16 protein-coding genes are annotated in these 23,672 nt (G+C 68.7%); 5 read left to right on the top strand and 11 right to left on the bottom strand.

The features are described 5' to 3' along the window. Positions 1-12: 12 nt before the first annotated feature. The 7 genes from K8638_RS16810 to K8638_RS16780 form a co-directional block, all read right to left on the bottom strand. Entirely contained in the window at positions 13-768 is a 756-nt protein-coding gene (locus K8638_RS16810; RefSeq protein ID WP_223755554.1) for an HNH endonuclease, read from the bottom strand. Next, positions 765-4,667: an N-6 DNA methylase gene (locus K8638_RS16805; RefSeq protein WP_223755553.1), complete on the bottom strand. Its 3,903-nt coding sequence runs from the start codon at positions 4,665-4,667 to the stop codon at positions 765-767. Before K8638_RS16805 ends, K8638_RS16810 begins: the two co-directional genes overlap by 4 nt. A 92-nt stretch (positions 4,668-4,759) precedes the next feature. Then, positions 4,760-7,543: a helicase-related protein gene (locus K8638_RS16800; RefSeq protein ID WP_223755552.1), complete on the bottom strand. Its 2,784-nt coding sequence runs from the start codon at positions 7,541-7,543 to the stop codon at positions 4,760-4,762. A 21-nt stretch (positions 7,544-7,564) separates the two neighbouring features. Next, positions 7,565-12,826, bottom strand: a complete 5,262-nt coding sequence (locus tag K8638_RS16795) for a DEAD/DEAH box helicase (protein ID WP_223755551.1) — start codon at positions 12,824-12,826, stop codon at positions 7,565-7,567. A 435-nt stretch (positions 12,827-13,261) separates the two neighbouring features. Continuing rightward, the gene (locus tag K8638_RS16790; RefSeq protein ID WP_223755550.1) at positions 13,262-15,160 is read right to left on the bottom strand and encodes a molecular chaperone DnaJ; all 1,899 of its coding nucleotides are present in this window, start codon (positions 15,158-15,160) and stop codon (positions 13,262-13,264) included. A gap of 281 nt (positions 15,161-15,441) precedes the next feature. Next, entirely contained in the window at positions 15,442-16,758 is a 1,317-nt protein-coding gene (locus K8638_RS16785) for a S28 family serine protease (protein ID WP_223755549.1), read from the bottom strand. A gap of 247 nt (positions 16,759-17,005) precedes the next feature. After that, positions 17,006-17,701: a TetR/AcrR family transcriptional regulator C-terminal domain-containing protein gene (locus K8638_RS16780; protein ID WP_223755548.1), complete on the bottom strand. Its 696-nt coding sequence runs from the start codon at positions 17,699-17,701 to the stop codon at positions 17,006-17,008. A gap of 141 nt (positions 17,702-17,842) precedes the next feature. On the opposite strand from K8638_RS16780, the gene K8638_RS16775 reads away from it, so the two are divergent. Then, entirely contained in the window at positions 17,843-18,817 is a 975-nt protein-coding gene (locus K8638_RS16775) for an NAD(P)-dependent alcohol dehydrogenase (RefSeq protein WP_223755547.1), read from the top strand. A 137-nt stretch (positions 18,818-18,954) separates the two neighbouring features. On the opposite strand, the gene K8638_RS16770 is transcribed toward K8638_RS16775, so the two are convergent. Next, positions 18,955-19,908, bottom strand: a complete 954-nt coding sequence (locus K8638_RS16770) for a hypothetical protein (RefSeq protein WP_223755546.1) — start codon at positions 19,906-19,908, stop codon at positions 18,955-18,957. A gap of 305 nt (positions 19,909-20,213) precedes the next feature. On the opposite strand from K8638_RS16770, the gene K8638_RS16765 reads away from it, so the two are divergent. Continuing rightward, the gene (locus K8638_RS16765; RefSeq protein ID WP_223755545.1) at positions 20,214-20,669 is read left to right on the top strand and encodes a DoxX family protein; all 456 of its coding nucleotides are present in this window, start codon (positions 20,214-20,216) and stop codon (positions 20,667-20,669) included. Then, positions 20,666-21,016 carry a hypothetical protein gene (locus tag K8638_RS16760; protein ID WP_223755544.1) on the top strand — a complete coding sequence of 117 codons (351 nt, stop codon included), beginning with the start codon at positions 20,666-20,668 and terminating at the stop codon, positions 21,014-21,016. The genes K8638_RS16765 and K8638_RS16760 overlap by 4 nt, the downstream gene beginning before the upstream one ends. Before the next feature lie 3 nt (positions 21,017-21,019). Here the strand turns inward: K8638_RS16760 and K8638_RS16755 are convergent, their stop codons facing one another. The 3 genes from K8638_RS16755 to K8638_RS16745 form a co-directional block, all read right to left on the bottom strand. Further along, entirely contained in the window at positions 21,020-21,556 is a 537-nt protein-coding gene (locus tag K8638_RS16755) for an SET domain-containing protein (protein ID WP_223755543.1), read from the bottom strand. A gap of 82 nt (positions 21,557-21,638) precedes the next feature. Beyond that, positions 21,639-22,037 (bottom strand): DUF3224 domain-containing protein, encoded by a 399-nt coding sequence (locus K8638_RS16750; RefSeq protein ID WP_223755542.1) that lies wholly within the window; start codon positions 22,035-22,037, stop codon positions 21,639-21,641. A 210-nt stretch (positions 22,038-22,247) separates the two neighbouring features. After that, complete coding sequence (locus K8638_RS16745) at positions 22,248-22,685, bottom strand: GFA family protein (protein WP_223755541.1); 438 nt, start codon at positions 22,683-22,685, stop codon at positions 22,248-22,250. A gap of 197 nt (positions 22,686-22,882) precedes the next feature. On the opposite strand from K8638_RS16745, the gene K8638_RS16740 reads away from it, so the two are divergent. Together K8638_RS16740 and K8638_RS16735 are read left to right on the top strand one after the other, a co-directional pair. Then, positions 22,883-23,308, top strand: a complete 426-nt coding sequence (locus K8638_RS16740; RefSeq protein WP_223755540.1) for a DUF2752 domain-containing protein — start codon at positions 22,883-22,885, stop codon at positions 23,306-23,308. 32 nt (positions 23,309-23,340) lie between these two features. Further along, positions 23,341-23,601 (top strand): hypothetical protein, encoded by a 261-nt coding sequence (locus tag K8638_RS16735; protein ID WP_223755539.1) that lies wholly within the window; start codon positions 23,341-23,343, stop codon positions 23,599-23,601. The last annotated feature ends 71 nt before the right edge of the window (positions 23,602-23,672 follow it).

The raw sequence follows: 23,672 nt of genomic DNA, 5'->3' as shown, positions 1-23,672 counted from the left end.
CCATCTTGAACCTCACCGGAAGCAGTTCGCCCGGTGCCACGCCAGGGCCTCGCGGTGCGAGGAGTCGATTCGCGCCAGCGAGAGCCCGGGCTTCAGACCCAACCGCTGGGCGTCCTCCGGCGAGAGGCGAGAGGAGACGACCAGCCGCCCCGCGTCATCGAAGGTGATGAACCCGCGGTCGAACGCGGCGTCGAGATGCACCGCCAGCAGGAGGCCGTTGAACACGTTGAGGCGCTCCTGGGCGGTCTCGCACTTCGCCCACGGCTTGATGTGGCTGGCGCGCAGCAGCTCGGGCTCGGAGAGTCCGGTGACGGCACAGCGGCCCTCCCAGTAGCGGAGGAGCCCCTCCCGGAAGAGGTCCTGCCCCACCCGCTGCACCACGAGGCGCTCGACCTCGGTCGTCTGGGGCATGTCCTTCGTCACGCGCTCGAACTCGTGGAACAGCTCGTCGGGCAGCGTGCCCGAGAGCTGGTACGCGCGGCGGACCACGCGGTGGAGCTGCATGAGGTCCGCGACCTGCCGAGCTGCTACGGCCCCTGACGGCAACGCGGCGGACGTCTCGCCGGTCAACGGGAGTAACTCGACCGCGACAGCCAGCTGCGAGAATGCGACGAGCCACACCTCCCCCTCGGCCCCCAGCCAGAGCCGCAGCGGCACCTGGGTGCTGGAGAAGGACAGCCACAGGTCGGAGGATGCCCCCGGGACATCGAAGCCGTTGTCCTGGGCGACCTTCTCGAGCAACGACCGTTGGATGAGGCTGAGCGTCATCGGGAACGCGTGGGGTGGCGCATCGACTCGTGCGCCGGCGGCGGGTCGAGTGGGGACTCGTAGGCGCCGGTGCGGCTGGCGGCGGCGAGGGCATCATAGCGTCCGAGGATGAGTCGCTTGGTGCGGTACTCACCGTACTTCTTCTCGTCATCCTTCTTCACGATGTGGAAGGTGTCGAGGATGTAGCCGGTGTCGTCACGCGAGAGGCCGTAGAGGAGGAAGAACGCGGCGTCGAGTTCAGCGCGCAGGCTCGACCGACGCTCGGGCTCCCATCGGAACGGTGGACCATCGAAGCCGACGTCCGTGCCAAATCTCTCAAGGTCCCATGCGGTATAGGTCAGTTCGACCACGCGCGGAAGAATCCACTCAGCAATGGACACTCCGTTGCACCACCGGCAATCCGCGCTGAGTTCAGCGGGCTGCACCACCGGTAGCTGCTTCAGATACCCATATGTAAGGTGCGTTCCACCGACCTTCTGGCGAGCAGCGTAGTCAAAAACGAAGGCTGCAAGATTGGCGTAGAGCGACGCAACAAGGCGGGGCGCCTGACTTGAGAAGATCAGCGGGGTCGTGTGGCCGATCGCAGCGTGCGGGAAAATGGCGCTGATCACCGTCCGTTCATCGGTGCTGCGACAGATGTCGCGCCATCCAATGAACCACTTACGTGCCGAAGCCTCTGCAACCCGGGCATCAACCTCCGTTGAAACCACCCAGTAGCGGGGCATGGGGGAGTAGTCTGGGCTCTGGAGCTTCTCCAACGGAACGTCCGGCAGGCTGGTGTTCTCGCTGTCAGCTGGCTTGTCCCTATAGTCACCGTAGCGATGGTCATAGTGGTGGACCATCTTCGCCTCGATGAGAGGCAGCCACGTCTCCGCCTTCTTCTGGAAGTGGTTGCCGACCAGCTTGAACCCCTCAGCATCAAGCTGCGCGCGAGATCTGAACAGGCCCGAGTCGTTCGCCATGTCAAACATCCGCATGAAGCGCAGGCCCCACGGGTTGCCTCGCTCCTCGTCGGCCTCGCGCCACAGCACGTCGGCACGGCGATACATCGCCAGGTTCAGGTCCGCGTCGCGCCGAGTGCGGAACGTCGGACAAGTCTCTGTATTCGGATTGAGAAGCGAGAAGTCGGCTGGACTCAGTGTGAACTGGCGCTCCGGGTCGAGCAGATCGGAGGCCGACTCTGCGAAGAAGACGTACCTCCCGCGCGTGGCTGCCGATGCTTGCCCCTTGAGGGTCAGGAGGCAGAACTTGAAGCGCCGATGTCCGACGTCGTAGAAAAGGCCGTCGTGATTCCTGAAGTCATACAGGCTGGCCAGTTGCCCCTGTATGCTCCTGAAGAACTCCTTCGTCGTGTCGTCCGTGGCGAGCCCACTCGGCACGATGAAGCCGGCACAGCCGAAACCTGAAAGCAACGTGCGGTTGTGCTCCGCAAAGAGCGCGTAGGTGTTCACGTCACCCTTGCCACACAGTGGGTAACGCCCAGAATTCCGCACGAAGTGGCTCTGCCCCTCGGCCTCGCGGCTGGCCTCGCACCACTCCTCCCACAGACGTGGATCCTCCTCCGGCAGCTTCGCGATGAGCTTCTTCCTCGCCGCCGCGTTCTCCGCCGTCGCGATCGTCTCGCTGCGTGACGCGAAGAACTCCTGCTCCTGCAGCTTTACCCGCTCCCAGGGCGGGTTGCCCAGCACGACGTCGAAGCCGCCCCGCCCGAAGACCTGAGGGAACGCGAGCTGCCAGTGGAAGAATCGGTACCTCGCCACGAGCAACTGCACGGTCTCGACCATCAGTGGCGCCGGCTCAACCTCCCCGTCCCGCAGCTGCCGCCACGCGTCTTCCGTCGGTGCGACCTCCACCACCTTCGCCGTCGAAGCGGGCTTCGGCCACACGAAGGCCGAGCACCAGGTGTCCGCGACCAGCTTCTGGTGCGCGTACGCCTTCGACTCCCTGAGCGCCCCCCAGTCAGCCTCCTTCTTCGCCAACGCGGCAACGTCCAGGTCCTGTGCCGAGTCGAGGGCCGTCAAGGCCTTCTCCAGCACCTTCGACTCCTCGCGCGCCACGCCGAGCGCCAGCGAGGCCTGCTTCTTCGCGGCCTTGTTGCGCTTCTTCAGCGCGCTGGCCGTCTTCCGGTCGTCTTCGCCAATAGGCGCCCATGCCTCGTCGGGGATGCCGTCGTCCATGAGCCCCGGCATGGTGCCCAGCAGCGCGTTTCCACACTGCACGTGGGAGTCCAGGAACGTGAGGGGCAGACCGGGCTCGACGGCCTCCATCCACAACCCCACCTTGCAGAGCTCCACCGCGAGCGGGTTCAGGTCGACGCCGAAGATGCAGCGGCTCACGACCCTTCGCAGGGCATGTCGGTACTCCTTCGGTGACGCCGTGCCCTTCGCCTCGTGCTGAGCCACCCGCGCCGCGAGCCGTCGCGCCGCGGCGAGCAGGAAGTGGCCGCTCCCGCACGCCGGGTCCACCACGGTCAGCTCCAGCAGCGCCTCGGCCTTCGCGTCGGGGCGAGAAGCTTCAGCACGATCCATGACCGGCGTGAGGGCCGAGTCGAGCAGCACCTGCACGAGGCTGTCGGGCGTGTAGTAGCTCCCCGTCGTCTTCCGGGCGTGTCCCTTCCCCTCCGCGCCCTCGGCGAAGGTGAACTCGCGGCCCGCCTTGACGACGCGCGGGGTGAGCTCGAGCAGGCTCTCGTAGACGCTGCCCAGCTCCTCGGGCCCCATGTCGCGCCAGTTCACGCGCGCCAGGCCGCCGGCTTCCTGCAACCAGCAAAGCCGGTACAGGGCGTGGAGGAAGAAGCGATTCTCGATGCGGCCCGCGTCCAGGTCCCGGCACTGCGATGGCGAGAAGATGCCCGCGAGCGCCGGCAGCCCCAGCGCGGGCTGCCCCGTGGCCAGCCCCCGGAAGATGACCTTCACCGCCTCCCAGGCGTCATGGTTGCGGTCGTGCGCGCTGCGACGCACCACCCGTTCCCGCATGCCCTGGAGCGAGTAGCCGCCGGCATACAGCGCCTTCGCCGCGTCCGGGGTCCCCTCCGGGTGGAGGAGCCCCCGCTCCTCCACGGTCAGCAGGAAGATGAGCCGGTAGACGAGCCGCAGGAGTTGCTGGAAGTAGTCGCGCTCAGTCACCTTGCCCTTGTCGAGCGCCTGACGCAGCGCCTGATTGTCGCGGTGAGCAAGGAACCCCTGCCCCAGCGACCGCAGCGCCGCTTCCACGCCGTCGCGGAGTTGCTCGCGAGCCCGCGTGCCCTCCTCGCGCCCCAGGTTGCGCCACTGCTCGAGCGGGCACTCCGAGGGCGCCTGCCCCGGCCGGCCAAAGCGCGACTGGTGGACGAGCAGCCAGAGCGCCGCGAAGTCCGCGAACCGGCCGCCCGTGAAGATGGCCTGCAGGTCCGCCTCCAGCCATGCGGGCCGGGTGAGGCTGACGTTGTCACGGAGGACGCGCAGTGTCAGCCCGTCCGTGACGAGCCCCCACATCGCGCCGTCATTGGCGTTGAGGAACTCCTGGCACAGACCAAAGGGCGTGCGCCGCCGGGTCTCCTCGCCAAACTCGGCGGCGAGCTTGTCGAGAGCGCTCTCCTTCGCGTCGGCCGGCAAGGGTCCGGCGATGACCACCGGCACCTTGCCGCCGAGCGCCGCCCACTCCACGGGATACGAGCGCTCGCCCAGGGTGACGGTGCCCACCCGCCGCAGCGACTCGAACCCGAACACCTTGGCCAGGATCTCGGTGACGAAGGTCTCGGCCGCGGCCCGCGGATTGGCACCCGAGGCACGTGCGGCAACGAAGTCCCGCCACTTGGGCTCGGCGATACGCCAGTACCGGCCAATCTCGTCGCGAATCTGCAGGCCCTTCTCGATGGCGTAGTCCGCTGGCGCCTGTTGAGGCGCCTCCAGCTGGGCCACCTTGGCGAGCCATTCGGGAGAGAGGAGCCCACCCTCGATGGAGAGCGCCTCGAAGGCGAGCCGCGACTCGCGGCGGAGACGTCGCGGTGCCATCACTTCACCTCCGGGAGGAGCACGAAGACGCCGATGACGTCCGCCGGCAGGAGTGCCTTGACCGAGTAGCTTCCCCGGGCGTCCGCCGCTTCACGGACGCGACGGTGGTCGGCGAGCAGCGCCTGCGCCCGGCCCTCCGCCACGACGTCGAGCTGCGCCCGCGCCGACTCCACCAGGCCGAGGGCCCTGGCGAGCTCGCGGTCGCGCACGTGCGCAGGTGGATCTCCAGCGGGGGGGAGCGCCAGGAGCGCCAACGCCTCCAGTCCTTCCCGGGGAGGGCCGCCCGGCACCCAGGACACCGCCGTCGACTCCTCGACCAGCAGCGTGTTGGTCCGCCGGCCCCTCACCGTGACGAGCTGGTGCCGCAGGCGCAGGAGCACCACCGTCGTGCGCTCCGTGACGCCCGAGGACACCCAGCACCCGAGGCGTCCCAGGACAGCGGGGTCCGTCGAGGTGTCCTCCCCGGGTGAGGCCAGGGTCCGCTCGAGCAGGGTCTCGGCCAGCACCGCCACGAGAGGATGGGCACGCTGAACGAGACGGCGGTGCTCACCGCCGGGCGGCGCGAAGTCCACCAGCAGCGTGCTCGCCAGCCCCTCGTTCTCGAGCCGTTCGCGGACCTCTGCCGGGAGCGAGGCGAGCTGCAGCCGCGCGCCGCGCTTCAGGCGCTCCGGTGCGGCCCCCAGGCGAGCCATGGCCCGCGAAACGAAGCGCTCGACGTCCTCCCGCCCGCCAATGGCCTGCCGCACGCGCTCGTACTCGGGCAGCACGTCACCGGGCCTCAGGCGCTTCTGCGCGAAGACCGTGCGGTTCTTCTGGGCCCGCTCGGCCGCGCTCCGCCACGTCGTCTCGATGGTGGCCGCCGCGTCTCCGCCGAAGTCGAGCGTCGCCTGCTTGCCTGGCGTCCGGTGCTTCAGCAGCACCGCGCGCATGAGCGCCTGCGTCAGCGTATGGCCCTCGTCGGGGAGCGGCACCGGTACACCGAGCTCCCGGCGGATCCGCTCGGCCTTCCTCAGGATGACGTCGAGCACCGCGCCGTCGACGGGGTTGTTCTTCCCGTAGAGGAGCGTTGCCCGAACCACCCGCCGTGGCTGACCGTAGCGGTCCACGCGCCCCTCCCGCTGCTCGTGCCGCATCGGGTTCCACGAGAGGTCGTAGTGGACGACCGCGTTGAAGGTCTCCTGCAGGTTGACGCCCTCGGAGAGACAATCCGTCGCGACGAGGAGCACCTTCCCTTCCTCCGCTCCCAGCGCCGCCACGGCCTCACGGCGCTCGTCCTGCGTCAGTTCACCCGTCACGACCTTCATCGTCACGTCCGGGAACTGCTTCGAGAGGTGTGCCCCGAGGTAGTGCGCGGTGGCGATGTAACGGCAGAAGACGACCGGCGCGAAGTCCTCGTCGAGCAACTCCTTCACGTGCCCCATGAGGCACTTGAGCTTCGGATCGCCCGCCTGCCCGCTGAGCTCCTCGGCCTGGGCGATGAGACGCTCCAGGGTGGCGTCCCCGGTCGCCGCGGGGGGCTCGACGTCATCGTCCGGCAGGGCATCATCACCGCCGTCGAAAAGCCGCTCCTCCAGGTCAGCCTCGGCCTCGTCACCAGGCGTCGCGTGGGTCCGAAGCGCCTGCACCGCCGCCCGCGGGCTCGATGCTACGCAGCGCATGAGAGCCAGCGTGCCCCAGAAGTTCAAGCGCTGGCGCCGGGCATCGCCGCCGGCGGACTCGATGGCGGTGGCGCAGTAGTCGAGCACCGCGTCGAAGAAGCGCTCCCAGGAGCCGGAGAGCGTGTACGTCAGCTCCTTCGTCTGACGGTCCGGGAAGAGCTCCCCCTCGCGCCACTCGTCGAGGTCGGGGCGCCGCCGCTGCACGAAGTGCCGGGCCAGGCGCTCGCGCAGGGCGTTGCGCTCGTCCCCCTGCACCGTCTCGAGCCGCTGGAAGTCAGGGTCCAGCAGGCCGAGCAGCCGGTAGAAGCCCGCCTCGTCACCGCTATGGGGCGTGGCCGTCAACAGCACGAGGTGGCGGTCGGCGCGCTGTGAGAGGGCACGAAGGAGCTCGTAGCGCTGATGCCGCCCCTGCCCCGTCGCCGCGCAGGTGTGCGCCTCGTCCACGATGACGAAGTCGGGACAGCTTCGAAGGAACTCGTCCCGGCGGTTCTGGCTCTTGATGTAGTCGAGGCTGACGACGGTGAAGGGGTGCACCTCGAAGAGGCTCGTCGTCTGGGGGATGGCCTTCTCCAGGCGCGACGCGGTGGCCGCCGTGACGGCGACCGCTCGGAGATGGAAGCCCACCTCCAGCTCGTGCACCCATTGGTCCACGAGGTGCGGAGGACACAGGACGCTGAACCGGTCCACGTCGCCGCGGTCGAGGAGCTCGCGGACGATGAGCGCCGCCTCGATGGTCTTGCCGACACCCACGTCGTCGGCCACCAGCAGGCGCACCGTCTCCTGGCGCAACGCCATCATCAAGGGCACGAGCTGGTAGGCGCGGGGCTGGATGGAGATCTGACCGAAGCCGCGGAAGGGACCGGCGCCCCGCCGCATCGAAAGCATGAGGGCGTCACGGAGAAGCTGCGCCCCATCCTGACTGGCGCGCTGGGCCAGCGTCGGCGGAGGGAAGGCGGCGTCCGACACCGGCTCCGCCTCGAGCGGGACGTGGATGAGGATGGCGTCGTCCTCGCTGCCGGCCACGGGCCGTACGCGGAGGGTCTCCGTGCTGCTGCCGTTGAGGACGATCCACTCGCGGCCGCGAGCCCGTACGAGACTCCCCGGGCTCCAGGTGATGGTGTTCATGGTGCTTGGGTACCCCTTCGCTCAGGCCTTTCCCAGCGCCTTCGCCAGCTCGGCGAAGCGCCCCGTCCACTCCCGCTCGTCCTCGCCGAAGACAATGGTTGTCACCGACAGGGCATCGAAGCGCTCCAGCACGGAGGGCGCCGGTGTCGCGAGACACACGACGACACGGTCCTGCTTCCATACGAAGTCGGCGCCCTCCCACCCCGTCGCCTCGGGCTGCGGCAGGTTCTTCCGACCGAGCTGATGGAGGAACCGCACGCGGGGCCCTCCGCCGAGCAGGTCGGAGGGCGTGACGGCGGTCGGCTCTCGACCCTCCGTCACACTGCTGGCCAGGCGAAGGAGCAGCTCGCGCACGGGGACGTTACGGCGGTCGATGTGCTCGTGATCCGGCTGGTTGTAATAGGACATCAGGCAGCGGTAGCAGGCCGCGACGCAGCGCGTGCCCGCCTTGTCCCGCAGCTCGGCCTGCGTCGCTGGAACCCCCTTCTCGAGGTCGAAGTGCATGACGTCCAGCGCTCGCCGCGCTACCAGCGCGAGGGCCTCGGGCTGGGCGAGCACCTGCGTCAGCACGCCCGCACCGCCCTCGGTCGCCTCGTAGAAGAAGATACCGCGCCGATCATCACGAGTTGGCATCGGCTCGCCGAGCACCTCGGCCTCCTCGAGCTGGAAGTGCGCCTGCAGGCCCCGGAGGAGCGCGTACTGGAGCGTCGCCATCGTCTTCTCTTCGAGGGCACCGACGGGCCGCACGAGGAGCGCGTTCTTCCGGTCCTTGACCATCGGCACGATGCGCTGGCGGGGATTGCCAACGTCGTTGCCTTCGCCCTGCTCTTCATCGGCTCCCTTCGCCCAGTCCCCGCTCACCGGGTCAATGAGGAAGCCGTGCTCGTTCCGCCGCGCACGACGGCGCAGACCGAGATTCAACCGGGTAATGGTGGCACTGGGGCCGTACGTCAGACGCAACAACTCGCCGGAATCATCCTTCGCCACGCCTTCGCGCACGTCCGGACGGCCCTCGCGCTCGGCCCACTCGAAGGTGGTCTGCAGCTCGAAGCCCTGGCGCTGCCGCTCCTCGTCGTTGGCGGTGATGCGCTCGGCCCGCTTCGTGCCGACGTTGTCGATGCGGAAGACGTCCCGCACGTGCAGGGCATCCCCGAGCGGCTGACGGCAGGCGTGGCAGACCGACGGGTCCACGGAAAAGTGCCCTGCTCCACAGCTCCGGCAGAGCCTCGCGGACTGCGTGGGCAGCCTGGCGTCCGCACCGCCGGTGGGATTGGAGAGCGCGAGCAGCGCCCGCACGACGCGGTACGCGCGCCCCTCGTGGTAGATGAGGCTCCGGGGGCCGAATTCCGACAGCGCCAGGAAGCGAGGCCGCTGGAGGTAGGTCTGCCGGCCACGGCCATCGTCGGTCGCCGGCACGTAGGCCATGAGCGGCAACCGGGGGAAGTTGTACCCGGGCAGGAAGCCCTCCGTCGCGAGATAGCGGTACGTGTAGAAGTCGCTCCGCGCGGACTCCGTGCCCTGGTCCAGCAGGTTGAGCTGGTTGACCGCCTCGCCGTGCCGGCGCTCCGCCGCCTTCCGATCCGCGGCGCGGCTGGTGTGGGCATCGATGACACGGCGTGATTCCTCCTTCTGGAGGTGAGCGGCCTCGTAGAGGCCCCGCCATCGCGAGAAAGCCTCGTTGAACCGTTCGAAGGCCTTCGAGGCCGTGCGCTGGGCCAGCGCTTCGACACCGTCGAACCAGGGCGCCGCCGAGGGCGTGAGCTCGTCCTCGAGCATCGACAGGAAGCGCTCCATGGCCTTCGCGCTCCGCGCCGTCACCTCGGGCGCGGAGAGCGCCCTGGCCAGGTCGGCCTGCAGAGGCCAGGTCGGGCGCTGGTCGAGCTTCACCAGCTTCGCGATGGAGGCGTCGAGCGGCCGCTCCGTGTTGGCGAGCCAGATGGCATGGAGGTGGCTTTCCACCAGGTCCTGGTTCGCCAGCTCCAGCATCGGCGGGCGCACGACGCCGTGCACCATGCCCGGTGGGTCGCGGAAGAAGTACTGGTCGTGCGGACTCTGGGCCGCGCAGTAGGTGAGGACGAGGGCCGCCTGTCCGCTGCGGCCAGCTCGGCCGCTGCGCTGCGCGTAGTTGGCCGGCGTCGGGGGCACGTTGCGGAGGTAGACGGCATTCAGCTGCGCGATGTCGACGCCCAGCTCCATTGTCGGGCTGCAGAAGAGAACCGGCAGGAAGTCCTTCGGTTCGTCGAGTTGCGCGAGCGTCGCGGCGTCCGCGGCGAGCTCCTGCTGTTCCTTGTCCCCGTACCGGAAGCGCTTCTCGCGGATGATGCGCCGGGCGTCGTCGACCTGCGCGGTGTGTTCGCGCGCCTCGAACCCGAACAGGGGATGGGATGGCGACGCGAGGAGCTTCGCCAGTGCACGGTAGAGGTCGCGGAAGAAGCGGTTGATACGGTCTGGCCGGTCCGGGTCTTCCCCACTGCCCAGCTTGAAACGAACGTGGGCGTCCTTGAGGCGCCAGCCCATGTGCCCCTCGAAGGGCGTGGGCTCCTCGGTGACCAGACCGCGAGCAGCCTCGAGCAGCACCCGGATGAGCTTCTCCAGATCCGCGGCGCTCAGTGTGGGAGCCCGTTCGTCCCCCCCCCAGCACTGGCTCGACCGGAGCGCCTTGCCCAACGCGCTGCGGCTGCCACCGCGCACGACGAGGTCCTCGTCGCGCATCGACAGGCCCTTGCGAGACGGCGCCGACACCATCAACCAGCGCGAGGGGCGCGTCTTCTCGTCGCTACCGAAGGCCCAGGGGGGCCGAAGCTGGGAGAAGGCGTTGGCCCGGAGCTGCTCCACCGCCGTGGCATTCAGCACGGACGACTCGACGGCCATCCACCGCCGCATGTGGTCGAAGAGGACGCGGTAGACGCCGCGGCGCACCTCCCTTGAGGCCTCCCTGAGCAGGGCCGGCGCATCGGCGAAGGCCGACTCGTCCGAGACGATCTCGTCGAGATGCTCGTACTCGACTTCGACGAGGCGGAGCTGCTCGAGGTTGGGGTTGGTGTACCTCCAGCCGCGCCGCTGGTCGAACCACACCCGGTAGGCGAGCACCTCGCGAAGAGCTTTCTCCGCCGTGAGGCGGGCGAAGGGCTTCGCGTCAGGGTCCTTCATCCACTCGCCGCGCAGCACCCTGTCGTCGAGGCGGTGAAATCCGAGCGCGCGCTGCTGCGCCTCTCCGAGCTCGGCGCTCGACAGTCCCTTCTCACCCGCGGCCTCGAGCGCACCGAGAAACCCCGCGCGCAGGAGGCAGACGAAGAGGAAGTCGTTGAAGTGGCCCGCCTGCAGCGCGGCATCCTGCCGGTTGTCCGAGAAGCCGAGCAGCTTCCGGGTGAATACATCCAGGTCCGAGCCGTCCCCGTGCATCCACCGCAGGGCGCTCAACGTGAGCACGGTTGTCGCGGAGCTGCGCCCTTCCGCGGTCAGCGAGGCGAGGCGCGTGCGGTCACGCGAGGTGCCACCGTGGACCTCCTTGCACACCACGCAGAAGCCGAATCGCCCTGGGAGGAACCACATGACCTGCCCGTCGGCGCCCGTCTTTCCGGCGGGAGTGACGGTGTGCCGCTCGAGCCTCCGGTGCTTGCGCGAAGCCTTGAGTACGTTCTTCCCATCCAGCCACGACTCCGGGTAGGTCGCGTCGCTGCCGTCGAAATCCCACTCGGGGTCGTCCGGTGCGTGCCGGGTGAGGAATCCGAACTTCTCACCCTCCTCGGTCTCGGCGGCGGACTGCTCTTCTTCCTCGTCGTCATCGCGACCGGGTGGGGCATCGTCAATCGACCGGTCGATGAACTCGAGCACCGCCCCCCCCGTCTTGAGCTTCACCGGGTGGTACTCGTGACCGCATTGGCGGCAGAAGTGGACCGCGTAGAGCCGCTTCTGCTCCGCTCCTGGGAGGAACTTCTGAGCCTCGACCGTTACCTCACGGACGCCGGGCGGTTCGAGGGTGGCGTAGGCGTTCGCGGCCCCCGAGATGAACTGGTGGAGCTTGAAGGCGAAGAAGGGGTTCGTCGCGCCCTTCTCGTCGCGGCAACGCTCCTTCTCCGGCTGGCTGCTCAGTAGGAGGAAATCACGCAGGCGCTCCCGGCAGAGCGCCTCGGGGCAGCCAGATTCCTGGGCGAGCAGCTGGACCGCCGCGCTGACGGAGAGGGGCCGCGCGCGTCGCCAGGTCTGGTCGTCGGGGTCGACTGTGAGACCCAGCCGGGTCTCGACCCAGATGGCGAGCGGATGGGTCGTCAGCGCCCCGTCCCGCACGTCACGCGCGAGCGGCTGCCCGAGTGCCTTCGCGAGCGGCGCCTTCAGCACGGGCACCTGGTGGGGCCCCGTCGTCTGGCGGCGCAGCCACTCGGTGATGACGTGCGTCTCCGGCACCGGCGCGCCGAAGAGCTGCGAGGCGACGCGGCTCACGACGGCGCTGGTGCTCTTGCCTGGCTGCTGGGCGTCGGCGCTTGCCATCGTGGCCGAAGTGCCGATGCACTGGAGTCCCCGCGGCGCCAGGCGCTCCCGTACGCGGCGAACGAGGAGCGCCACATCCGCGCCCTGGCGACCGCGGTACGTGTGGAGCTCATCCAGGACGAGGAAGCGCAATCCCTCGCAGTTCGCCATCACCTGCCGATCTACGGGATCCTGCCGCGTCATCAGCAGCTCGAGCATCATGAAGTTCGTCAGGAGGATGTCGGGCGGATTCCGCGCGATGGCCTCCCGCTCTCCCTGCTTCTCCGTGCCGGTGTAGCGGGCGTAGGTGACCGGCGCCTCACCAGGCTTGCCCAGGTACTTCTCGAGCTCCTCGAGCTGCGAGTTCGCCAGTGCGTTCATCGGGTAGATGACGATGGCGCGAGTCTTCCGGGGGGCACCGGCGTCGCGCTCCTTCAGCACGGCGCTGACAATGGGCACGAAGAAGCACAGGGACTTGCCCGAGCCCGTGCCGGTGGTGACGACGTAGCTTGCCCCCGTCTTGGCGAGGATCGCCGCGAACTCCTGGTGCTTGTGCAGCGGCAGGGGGACGCCGGACGCCCCCCGGAACAGCTCTGGACACTTCGGGTGCAGGACGCCGCCCTCGACCAGTTCGGCTTGCGTGCGACCCTGTTGGAAATGCGGGTTCAGCTGGATCAGGGGCTCAGGCCAGTAGGTCCCAGCCTCATAGAAGGCCTTGAGCTTCGTGCGCAGGTCAGCGGCGCGAATCGTGGTGAATGAGGTGGCGAACCGCTCGTACTCGCCGATGACGCTGTCCCGCAGCGCGAAAACGTCCATGCTGTCCCCAGTCTCCCCTCAAGAGCCGCTGGAGGTTATCCTTCGTCACGAAAGCCGCCCAGCAGGTAAGGACGCGGTCGCCAGAGACCTGGCCCTGGCCCACGCCACAGATCATACGGAAAGTGTGGCCTCATGTGGGAATACCCGCCTCATTGCCGAGTCAGGCCCAGCGAGAGCTGACGCAGTGCCGCGGTGGCTCATGGTGGGAGTCCGAGCATCGTTCATTTTCTTCGAGGGAAGGTCGCGTACTTCAGTAGCTCTCCCGAGACCTTGGAGTAGTCGCCTTTGCTGGCCACAAAGCAGCCACCCGTGTTCATGGGCCTGCATTACAGCACACCGCTGCATGGGCTCCATACGTGCGAGCCGCTACGGCCAGACCTCTACTGGCATTGCCGACATCCGACGCGCAGCCCCTGAAGAGGCCCCCACGCGGCGCTATCCCGGCCGGAAGCGGCGCTCGATTCGTGAGCGCAGCAGCGCCACCAGCTCGCGCTCGCCCTCGGCCAGCTCGGACGCGAGCGAGTCCCGGTCCGCCTTGCGGATGCCGAGCGTCAGCACGGGCGCCTCGACCGGGGCCTCGTCCTTCAGCGCGCGTGCCCCCTGCTTCACCACCAGGTCCGCGTGCTCCGCCGCGATGCCGTACGGCTTGAGGTACAGGTCCGTGAAGAGCTGCTTGAGCGCTCCCACCGTCAGCGCCTCGCGCGACACGGGCACGAGCTGGAAGGCAATGCCCTTGCCCGCGAGCTTCACCACCACCTCGTCGACGAGGCCCACCTTCAGGGCGAAGGGCAGGAGCGCCTCCTGGCCCTCGGACCAGTTGAAGAGGAAGTAGCTCTTGGCGACGTGGCCACAGGCCGGGCACACCAGTCCGTTGAGCTCATCCAGGCCCCGGGTGCGCAGCAGGTGGACGAGGAAGACGTCCGCGCCACACCCCTTGCACTGCTCACGCGGCCCGAGGTGCGCGAGCACCCGCTGCGCCAGCATCGCGACCGTGCGGCGCTCGAGCGCGATGGGCACTCCGGCGAGCAGCTCCACGGACTTGAGCTGGAGCCCGAAGCGCACCTTCCCCCCCTGCGAGCGGAGCCCGAGCTCCAGGGGCGGCGGCAACCGGGTGAGGAGCTCCTCGAAGGACGGGGCCTCCGGCCACTCCGCGGCCACTGCGGCGTAGCGCTCGGCCCAGCCCTGCTGGTTCGAGAGCGCGTCGGGTGGACGCCCCGCGCGCTCGGCGAAGAAGGCCATCAGCACCAGCGTGGCCTCCCAGGGGGCCTGCTCCACCGCCTCCTCCAGCGTCTGCGCGAGCGCGCGGGCCTCGGACGACGCCCGTTGGCGCTCGAGACGCTCCGCGCCCTTGCGCACGAGCGGGCTCTCGAGAATGGGGTCGAAGGTGCGCAGCGCCCCTTCGGGTTTCGCCTCGATGAGCGAGTTCTTCAACGCGGTCAGCTCCCGGGCCGCTCGTTCGATTCGGCCCATGCGCGCCAGGGCGTCGCGCATCGTGCGCTCGGCGTCCTCGGCGAGCTCGGTGAGGGTCTCCTGGAAGTAGTCGCGGCCCAGCTCCTCGCGCCCCTTCCATTCGGCATGGAGACGGAAGGTGTCCGACTCGCGCAGGCGGGCGAGGTCCGAGAGCAGCGAGCGGCGAATGGAGGTCAGCGCGGCGATGCGCTTCTCCAGGTGCGCGAGCCGCTCGTCCACGGACACGGTCGTGTCGAGCAGCTCGCCCTGGTCCACGCGGACGAGGAAGAGCTCCAGCGCGGTCTGGTCTCCCTTCTCGAAGGCGAGGTTGACCTGGATCATCAACTGGTGGAGCCGCTGCCGCTCCTCCTCCGTCCGGGCGAGGTCCGGGTGAATCAGTCGCGCGAGCTTCCGATAGAGCCGCTTGAGGGTCTGCGCCTCGGACGCGAGGTCGGGAGGGGGCGAGAGCGGCTCGGGCACGTCGTCGTCGAGCGTGGCTCCGGGCGTCCAGGGGCGCTCGCCTTCCGCCTCTTCCCGCCCGGCCCGATACGACCGCGCGGCCTTTCGCGACTTGCGGCCGGACGCCTTGGGTGCCGGTGTGCGCAGCTCCGCGTCGAGCCGTGCCAGCTCGTCCTGCAGCACCTGGAGCCGCCGGACCAGGCGCTCACGGCGCTCGAGGCAGGCGAAGGCGGCCGACAGCTCACGCTCGTAGCGCGCGGAGAAATCGGCCAGCTCCGAGGCGAGCGTCTCCACCTCCAGGTCGAGCGTGGAGATCTCTTCGAGCAATGCGCGGAGCCGCCGCTCGGCATCGGCGACGGCATCGTCGGAATCGGTCTGGGTGCGCGCGAGGGCGACGGAGCGCACCAGCGCGTCGGAAGCGCTCATCCCTATTCCTTCTACCACCAGCTTTCTCCTCCCGTCTCCGTGCCAGCTCGCTCCCCAGACGAGCGGGGCAGCCAGACGCCTTTCTCCGAGAGCCCGCTTTCGACACCCTGGGTGCGAGCATGGAGCACTCGGCGCCTGTGCGTCTCTGCGAGGACGGGGCCGCTGCTGAACCCAGGCCCTCCCCTTGTTGCGATGCCCGCCGCCCACATGACGTTGTGAGGGTGGCCCCGACAAATGCCCCCCGCCGAGGAGCGGCTGACGGCGCTGTGGGCGGAGGCGGGCTACAACCGGGAGCGCCCCTCCACGACGGGCGCGGCGTCCTCGACAGCCTCGGCCGCCAGGGCCCGGGCGGCCGCGGCCGGCGGGGTCACGCCCATCCACGTGAAGAGCCGCGACAGGGCCAGGGTGCGCTCGGGCTCGGGCAGGCGGACAATGCGCGCGTTGGTGTGGTTGGCGTCCGGCACGTAGAAGCGGAAGGAGTCGTTGCGCTCCCGCACCTCGAAGGGACCGGCGGACCAGGGGTCGTGGTCCCCGTAGAGGAACAGCATCCGCTCACCCTGATTGCGGACCCATTGCTCCACACGGAGCATGAGGCCGTGGTCGAACCGCTCCTCCACGGGGAAGGACAGGTAGGTGGTGGGCACATCCTCGCGCGGGTAGCGCAGCAGGCCGTGCAGGTGCCGCGTGGGGTAGCGGTTCCAGCCAATCTCCGTGGCGGACTGGTAGTAGTAGGCCGCGAAGTAGTCGAGCGCCAGGTCCCCATAGGTGTAGTCCAGGCCGACGATGCCCTCGAGGAAGGCGAAGGTCTCTTCCGCCGGAGCGCCGGGCGCGGGGATTTCAGCGCACCGGGAGGCATTGCCGTACTGCCAGAAGTAGAAGGGCATCTCGACAACGGCGAACTCCAGGGCGCGATCCAGGCCCATCAGCCCGAAGCTCGCCCCCTCGGAAGTGACCAACTCCTCCACGAAGGGGAGCAGCTCCTCGCGGCGGCGCAGTGCGTCCTGCTGGAAGGCACGCAGCCTCGCGCGGCAGTCCTCATCTCCCACCTGGTTGAGGAAGTGGACGAAGCGCACGTCATCCAGCCCGTGAACGTTGGGCGCCACGTACGCCAGCGTGGCGTCCACGTCGTCCGGATGGAAGTAGCGGTGGTACACGGCGGCCATTCCGCCCTTGCTGCCGCCCGTGGTCAGCCAGCGTCCGGTGTAGAGCGGCTTGAAGGCCTGGATGATGCGGTGGTAGTCGCCTGCGGCCTGCCGGATGTCGAGCAGCTTCCAGTCGTTGGAGTCCGGCCGGGAGGAGCCGAAGAAGCGGTGCTCCAGCGAGAGCTGGTTGGCGCCGAGCAGCCTGGTGGGCTCGTACTCCGAGGGGAACCCGCCCAGGCCGTAGCCGCCGGAGTACAGCACCACGGGCGCGTCCACCGAGCGGTGCAGCAGCGTGGCGCGCATCTGGAAACGCTCGCCCTCGGGACGGCGGTGGTCCGCCGGTTGCTCGAAGTAGAGCCGGAAGAAGCGCGTGCCCGGGAAGGGTGAAGCCACCTCGCCCACCACCGTGAGGCCGGGAATGGACTGGAGCCGCGCGAGGATGTCCTCCGAATCCACCCCTGCCGCCAGCGCTCCCGCGGCCTGAACTGGGGGCGATGTGCGAGCGCCGGACTCCGTGAGCGTGGTGTCACCACATGCTTGCAGCAGCATCGCAGCCGACAGCAGCCATACAGCAATGGAAATGCCAGCTCCTCCTGTCCGCTTCATTCATGCTCCTCGGGTTGGGGTTGCTCCGCTGCTTCCGGACGAACGTGCGGGAGGCGGCCCCATATCGGGCGCTCTGACAAAGGACTGGAGAGACGCTTCAGCTCACGCTGGATGCGCGTTCGAGCCCATCGAGAATCACATCCAGGCCGAACTCGAACTCCGCCGCATAGGACGCCGCGCTGTTCACCCCACGCCGTGCCTGCTCGAGGCTCCGCGTCATGACGAAGTTCATCGCCTCGACGAGGTAGGGATATTCGTCCGGCGGGATGGCCGGCCTCAGGCTCTCGGCGACGTCCGGGCGCTCCTCGGGCTCGAAGGGCCAACACACCTCCTGCAGGACGAACCCGTAGATGTAGCTGTCGAGCATGAGGTAGGCGCTGTACGCCTGCTCCACGGAGAAACCGCCTTCGCGCAGGACGCGAAGCCCCGCGTTGTGAAGACGCAGGCGCGCGGGCCCCGGGCTCACCCGTGACTCGATGAGCACCGCGGCCCAGCGATGCCGGAGCAGGACCTCGCGCATGGAGCGCGCCTTCGCGCGAAGGCCCGCCTTCCAGCCGCTCTCCGGCGACGGAACCACCATCTCGGACATGACGAGCTCGATGAGCCCATCGAGGATCTCGTCCTTGTTCGCGACGTGCTTGTACAGCGACATGGCCTCCACGCCGAGGCGCTGGGCGACCTCGCGCATCGTCACTGCATCGAGCCCCCGGGCGTCGGCAATGGACAGCGCCGTCAGCAGTACTCTCTCCCGGGTGAGCGGGGCGCGGGCCCTCTTCTTCACAGCTCTCGACATTCGCTCGTCCTACACGACCAGGGGTAGCACCGGGCCGGTGGAGGACACGGTAACATTGACAGGCTTACGACGTAAGCTTACTAAGTAAGCCACGACGGCCGGTTGGGGCCGCCGCGACTCGCCGTAGGGGGAGCAGATTCCATGAAGGCCGCCGTGTACCGTCAGTACGGACCTCCGGAAGTGGTTCGCATCGAGGAGCTGGCCAGGCCCGAGCCCAGGGAGAACGAGGTCCTGATCAGGGTCAGGGCAAGCACCGTTTCCTCCGCGGACTGGCGAGTTCGCAGTCTCAAGGTGCCCGCGGGGTTCGGCCTCTTCGCGCGCCCGGTGCTCGGGATGTTCGGCCCGAGAAAGGCGGTCCTCGGTACCGAGCTCGCCGGTGAAATCGAGGCCGTCGGCAGCGCCGTGAGGAAGTTCAAGGCCGGTGACGCCGTGTTCGCGTTCCCCGGCTTCGACATGGGGTGCCACGCGGAGTACAGGACCCTGCCCGAGGACGGGCGCATCATGCCCATGCCGGCCGGTGTGAGCTTCGAGGAAGCCGCGGCAATCTCGTTCGGCGGAAGTACGGCGCTCCACTACCTGCGCGACCGCGCGAAGGCAAAGCCCGGCGACGACGTGCTGATCATCGGCGCGTCCGGGGCGGTGGGAAGCGCGGCGGTGCAGATCGCGAAGCACCTCGGCGCCAGGGTCACCGGCGTGACGAGCACTCCCAACCTGGAGCGGGTGAGCGGGCTCGGAGCCGACCGGGTCATCGACTACACGAAGACACGCTTCCTGGAGGGCGGCGAGAAGTACGACATCATCTTCGACACCGTCGGGAGCACCTCGTTCTCCGCGTGCGAGTCGGCACTGAAGGAAGACGGGCGCCTGCTGCTCTCCGCGGCGGGCCTGCCTCAAATCCTCGCATCAAGCTGGGCTTCGAGGAGGGGCAAGAAGGGCGTCGTCAGTGGGAACGCCACGGAGAGCGTGGAGCACCTCCGCTACCTCAAGGAGCTGGTCGAAGCGGGGCAATACCGGCCCCTCATCGACCGCACCTATCCGCTCGAGCGCATCGTCGACGCACACGCCTACGTCGACGCTGGAAGAAAGCGAGGGAGCGTCGTGATTACGATGGCTTGAGCAACTCCCAGTTGAGCAAGCCGGGGGTTCTCGGCGACTTCCCGGTGCCGATCATGGGGGCTGGGGCCGGCCCCGTTCTGGTCGAGTCCCGGATTGTGTGTCGGAGGGAGAGACGGTGGCCGGCGTGTCCGGCGGGCCTACCGTGTCCCTGACGGCCGGCGGCGGGAGGCCGCGGCGCTCGGACGGCGAGACTTCCCGGGAGCGGAGGCGGCGGACTTCGGCTTCTTTGCCACGGGAGACTTCCCGGGAGCGGAGGCGGCGGGCTTCGGCTTCTTCGCAACGGGCCGCTGGCGGACCCGGTTCTCCGCCGCCGCGCGCTTCATCACCTCGGACATGCGCTGGCTGCGTTGGACCGCCTCACGGTCGGCCTGGCTGATGTACAGGGCGCCCATGGCTTCGAGTGCCCTCCGCGTGGGCTCGTGTCCATGACGGACCACGGCGATGTTCGCGGCACGAAGGACGCGAGGCGTGAAGAGTGGAGGCATGCCCAGCGGCCGAAGAAGCGCGAGCATCGCCGGCACGTCGGCGAGGTTCGCCTGCCATGACGAGCCATGCGCGCCGGAGGAGATCTGCTCGACCTCGCGCGCGAGGTATGCGGCAACCAGTTCGGCGAACCACGGGGCGAGAGGCTTCTTCACGAGCTTCCCGACCGCCACCGGCAGGCGCCGGGACCTCCGCAGCGCCATCCACGCGCCGTGCTCCGCCGGGGGAAGGCGCGCGTACTCGACCGCTCCGACCAACGCGCCGGTCGCGCCCCGCTTGAGGAGCACCTCGTCAATCTCCGCCGCGTCCCCCGCCTGGCGGCTCCAGGTGCGCAGCGTCTTGCGAATGAACGGGCGCTCATCGGCGAACTCGCTGTTCGCTGCGTGCTCCTCGATGTCTCCCAGCATCGCTCGCAGCGTGCCCGCCACCACGCGGGCGATGCCTGGCGCGTCGGCCTTCACCTTCGAGAGCGCGGCCGCCTCCTTGACCAACGCGCGCGGGCCGAGGGCTCCCGCGCGCTCGGCGAACGCGAGCACCGCGGGAGAAGGCGCCGTGAGCGGGGGACCACTTCGCAACCGGGCAATGAGCGTGCGTTCGTCAACAGACATGCGCGACAACCTGCCGTACCCAGGCAACGGGCTCAAGCAGGATTCCCACCAGAAGGTCCAGACGCGCTCCGGACCCTCTCACGGCGCTCTCACCCGCCCATTTCCGCCGGCGAGCGTGTCTTGACTGTGAGGGGGACACTACACTGAGGTGGAGTCCCGGCGATTCCCGTCATGGGCCCGCGTGGAAAATCGCGGGAAAATGCCGTGTCGATCTCCCGGAGCGTCGTTCGTCGCCACTTTGAAGGCGGGGTACACCCCCGGACATTCCCGTCCGGCGGCCCCCTGTCCACGACGAGGAGACCTCCATGCAGACCGTCACCAAGACCCAGCTGTGGACCGGCCGCATCCTGAGCGGCATCGTGGTGCTGTTCCTCACCCTGGATGGCGTCATGAAGTTCCTGGCGCCCGCGCCCGTCATCGAGGGGAGCGGCCAGCTCGGCTACTCCGCGGACTCGCTGCCCACCATCGGCGCGCTCGTGCTGGTGGGCGTGGCCCTGTACCTCATTCCCAGGACCTCGGTGCTCGGCGCCATCTTCCTGACGGGCTTCCTGGGCGGCGCGATTGCGTCCCACGTGCGTGTAGGCAATCCCCTCTTCAGCCACACGCTCTTCCCGGCCTACGTGGCGGCCATGATGTGGGGCGGGCTGCTGCTGCGTGACCCGCGGCTGCGCGCGTTCCTCCCCTTTGCCAAATCCTCGTCCGCCCCGGTAGGAAGCGAGCACAGGAGCCCCACCACCCTCAGGGAGACGACCGCTCGATGAGCCTCGCGAAGAAGCTGAACCTCAAGGACGGCATGAAGGTCCGCGTCATCGGCAAGCCCAGGGGCATCGACCTCGGCGACGTCGAGACCACGACCTCCGCCAAGGCGGAGGCCCTCCTCGTCTTCGTCAAGACGCTCGAAGAGGTGGACGCGAAGTGCGCGCCCCTCATCGAGGCCGCGAAGGAGGACCGCATCGCCTGGGTGGCCTACCCCAAGGCGGGGCAGTTGGGCACCGACCTCAACCGGGACGTGCTCTGGAAGCACCTGCTCGAGCAGGACATCCAGGGCGTGCGCCAGGTCGCCATCGACGACGTCTGGAGCGCCATGCGCTTCCGCCCGGGGAAGTGAGACTCACGAGGCCGCCCTCTCGCCCGCAATCCTCCGCTGGAGGAAGGGCGAGAAATGGCCGGAGTAGCGCTCCCGCAGCGCGGTGAGCCTCCAGTCCCGGCCGGTGACGATGCGGCGGCACGCCGGGGCGCCGCAGTTGCATTCGCGGCGCATGACGTACGTCTCCGCGTCCATCCAGAGCGCGTAGTCCGCCGTGAGCTCCTCGCCCGCCTCGATGCGCCGCCTCGCGCAGAGGGTGAGCGCATCGTGCATCCAGAGGTTCGAATCACAGGAGTGATTCATGAAGTCGTCGGGGCTGCACTCCTGGTCCGGGAGCGCCGCGATGACGACTCCCTCCGCGATGGCCACCGAGGTGTGGTCCCGGACGCCGCCCGCGTCGCGCGTGGAGGCAGGGAGGATGCGGCCGCCCCACCGGACCACCAGCTCCCCCGCGTCGATGGGGCGCTCGGTGAAGAGCCCCTGCCCCTGGATGGAGGAAGCGGCCACGTAGAGGCCGGGCCTCAGCCATCCCTGGATGTCCTGGTGGGCGAACGGCTGCATGACAGGCTCCTAGAATCAAATTCTAGAATCCTGTTCTAGCCGAGGTGGGTGACTCGTGCAACGTCCCGCCCGGCGTCACCCGTCACTCGGCGAGCGCGTAGTCGAACTCGTACGAGTGCTTCCCTTCATCGATGATGATGCGCATCGAGCCGGTGAGCCCCACCAGCTGCCCGGTGCCGGAGTCCGGGACCACGGTGACGGAGAGCTGCTGCGCGCCCCGCGTCATCGTGCCCGAGTGCTGCAAGGCGAAGGTGCCGCTGCGGCCGTGCAGCGTCCCGCTGACGTGCTCCATCGCCACGTACCCGCCCGAGGTCTTGCTGGCCGCCATCACGGCCAGCATCTGCCCCTGGCTCGGCCCCTCCAGCTCGCCGTGGAACTGCTTGTCGATGCGCATCCGGCCTGTCCCCGTGTCGCCGGCCCCCACGTCCGGAGCCATGGGGGTCAGCTTGACGTCGAAGGTCCCGCTCGCTCGCTTCGTCATGGTCGCCTCTCTCCGGGCTGAATCAGGAACCGCCGCGGATGTTCCCGCGCACCCTACGGGGAACAGGGCGCAGAGCCCGAAGAGAATGAGTCCCCGCATCGACGCCTTCACACCTGAATCCGCCATCGGCCGCTCCTCGTCACGAGTTGAGTGGGCCGCTCGATACGCCCCACGGCCGGCGCGGGGATTGGAAAAACGCGACGCCGCCCGCTACACGGGCCAGGGCGTGCTCCGCGGGCCCGCGGCCCAGTTGTCGTGGCGGCCGTCCCAGTACTGGTAGGTCAGCTTCGACGGGTCGACACCCTCCAGGCAGTTGACGCTGACCGAGCGGAAGGCGCCCCCGAGTTCCGGCACGTCCCCCGCGCCGTAGCACAGGACGCCGCAGTGCTTGCAGAAGGCGCGGTGGTTGGGGCTCCCCGCCCTCGCCGAGAACCGGCTGAGGCTCTCCTCGCCCGACACGAGCCGGAAGGCGCTCGGCTTCACGATGAGGCCCGCGGACGAAAGCTTCGTGCAGATGGTGCAGTTGCAGCGGCCCACCGGGCTCGCGAGGTCGAGCTCCGCCTCGAAGCGCACGGCGCCACAGAGGCAGCCCCCCGCGTAGGTCTTCACGGTGCTGGCGGTCGGGGTCTTCGAGGCGGTTTCGTTCATTTCTCGTTCTCCAGAGTGGGTTGATGAAACTCCGAGAGTTCTAGGCCCCGCCCGTGACAGCCTTATGTCAGGTTTCGTCCGCCCCACCTGGCACATGCGGCTGTTCGACACCGAACAGTGGTCGTGATAGGACGGCCGGACCACCTGCTCCGAGGGGGGGTGGGTGCATGAACCGACTCGCAGCAGCACTCCCGCGCTTGTCCACTCCCGTCCTGGCCCAGCTCCTGGAACGCCGGGCGACCGGCTGGGTGATTGGAGCCGCGGCCCTCGCCCACCTGGTCCTGATGCGCTTCGACCTGCCCGCGTGGCAGTGCACCGTCCGGGACGCGGTGGGGATACCCTGTCCGGGCTGCGGGCTGTCGCGGGCCATCACCGCGCTGGTTCACGGCCAGTGGCGGGACGCGCTGACCCTGCACGCCTTCGCTCCGGTCATCCTGGCCGGGCTGGTGCTCGTCACCGGGATGGCGCTCCTGCCGGAGGCCGCCCGCCGCCGGGGCATCTCCGCGGTGGCCCGCTTCGAGCAGCGCACCGGCCTGACGGCCCTGCTGCTGCTGACCCTGGTGGGCTACTGGCTCACCCGGCTGATCTTCTTCCGTAGCGCCTTCATCGACTCAACCCGCTGAACCCCCAACACACCACCTAGGAGAAAACCAACATGGCAACGATCTTCGGACTGCTCGGCACGCTCGTCGGCCTGGGCAGCCTCATCCTCTTCATCATGGTCGTCATCAAGCTCTTCCAGCAGAAGGGCGTGCTGCACGGCATCCTGGGCATCATCTGCAGCATCTACACCTTCATCTGGGGCTGGATGAACGTGGAGCGGAACGACAACCGGCAGGTCATGCTCGCCTGGACCGCCTGCATCATCGCCGGCATCGTGTTCAACATCCTGAGCGCCGTGTTCGCCGGCGGGTAGACGTGACGCGGATGGCCGGAGCCGCCTCACCTTCCGGGGCGGCCCGCCATGAGCCCGGGCATCCAGAAACG

The sequence above is a fragment of the Myxococcus sp. RHSTA-1-4 genome (assembly GCF_020037125.1).
In the GTDB taxonomy this organism is placed as follows: domain Bacteria; phylum Myxococcota; class Myxococcia; order Myxococcales; family Myxococcaceae; genus Myxococcus.
The sequence above is the reverse complement of the archived record's forward strand: the minus strand, read 5'-3'. Positions and strand labels throughout refer to the sequence as shown.

Bases quoted from the DNA above. Each gene is read 5' to 3' on its own strand.
- K8638_RS16770 (WP_223755546.1), bottom strand. From the start codon at position 19,908: ATGTCTGTTGACGAACGCACGCTCATTGCCCGGTTGCGAAGTGGTCCC.
- K8638_RS16755 (WP_223755543.1), bottom strand. From the start codon at position 21,556: ATGCAGCCGTTCGCCCACCAGGACATCCAGGGATGGCTGAGGCCCGGC.
- K8638_RS16750 (WP_223755542.1), bottom strand. From the start codon at position 22,037: ATGACGAAGCGAGCGAGCGGGACCTTCGACGTCAAGCTGACCCCCATG.
- K8638_RS16775 (WP_223755547.1), top strand. From the start codon at position 17,843: ATGAAGGCCGCCGTGTACCGTCAGTACGGACCTCCGGAAGTGGTTCGC.
- K8638_RS16760 (WP_223755544.1), top strand. From the start codon at position 20,666: ATGAGCCTCGCGAAGAAGCTGAACCTCAAGGACGGCATGAAGGTCCGC.
- K8638_RS16800 (WP_223755552.1), bottom strand. From the start codon at position 7,543: ATGAACACCATCACCTGGAGCCCGGGGAGTCTCGTACGGGCTCGCGGC.
- K8638_RS16810 (WP_223755554.1), bottom strand. From the start codon at position 768: ATGACGCTCAGCCTCATCCAACGGTCGTTGCTCGAGAAGGTCGCCCAG.
- K8638_RS16795 (WP_223755551.1), bottom strand. From the start codon at position 12,826: ATGGACGTTTTCGCGCTGCGGGACAGCGTCATCGGCGAGTACGAGCGG.
- K8638_RS16735 (WP_223755539.1), top strand. From the start codon at position 23,341: ATGGCAACGATCTTCGGACTGCTCGGCACGCTCGTCGGCCTGGGCAGC.
- K8638_RS16765 (WP_223755545.1), top strand. From the start codon at position 20,214: ATGCAGACCGTCACCAAGACCCAGCTGTGGACCGGCCGCATCCTGAGC.
- K8638_RS16745 (WP_223755541.1), bottom strand. From the start codon at position 22,685: ATGAACGAAACCGCCTCGAAGACCCCGACCGCCAGCACCGTGAAGACC.
- K8638_RS16780 (WP_223755548.1), bottom strand. From the start codon at position 17,701: ATGTCGAGAGCTGTGAAGAAGAGGGCCCGCGCCCCGCTCACCCGGGAG.
- K8638_RS16790 (WP_223755550.1), bottom strand. From the start codon at position 15,160: ATGAGCGCTTCCGACGCGCTGGTGCGCTCCGTCGCCCTCGCGCGCACC.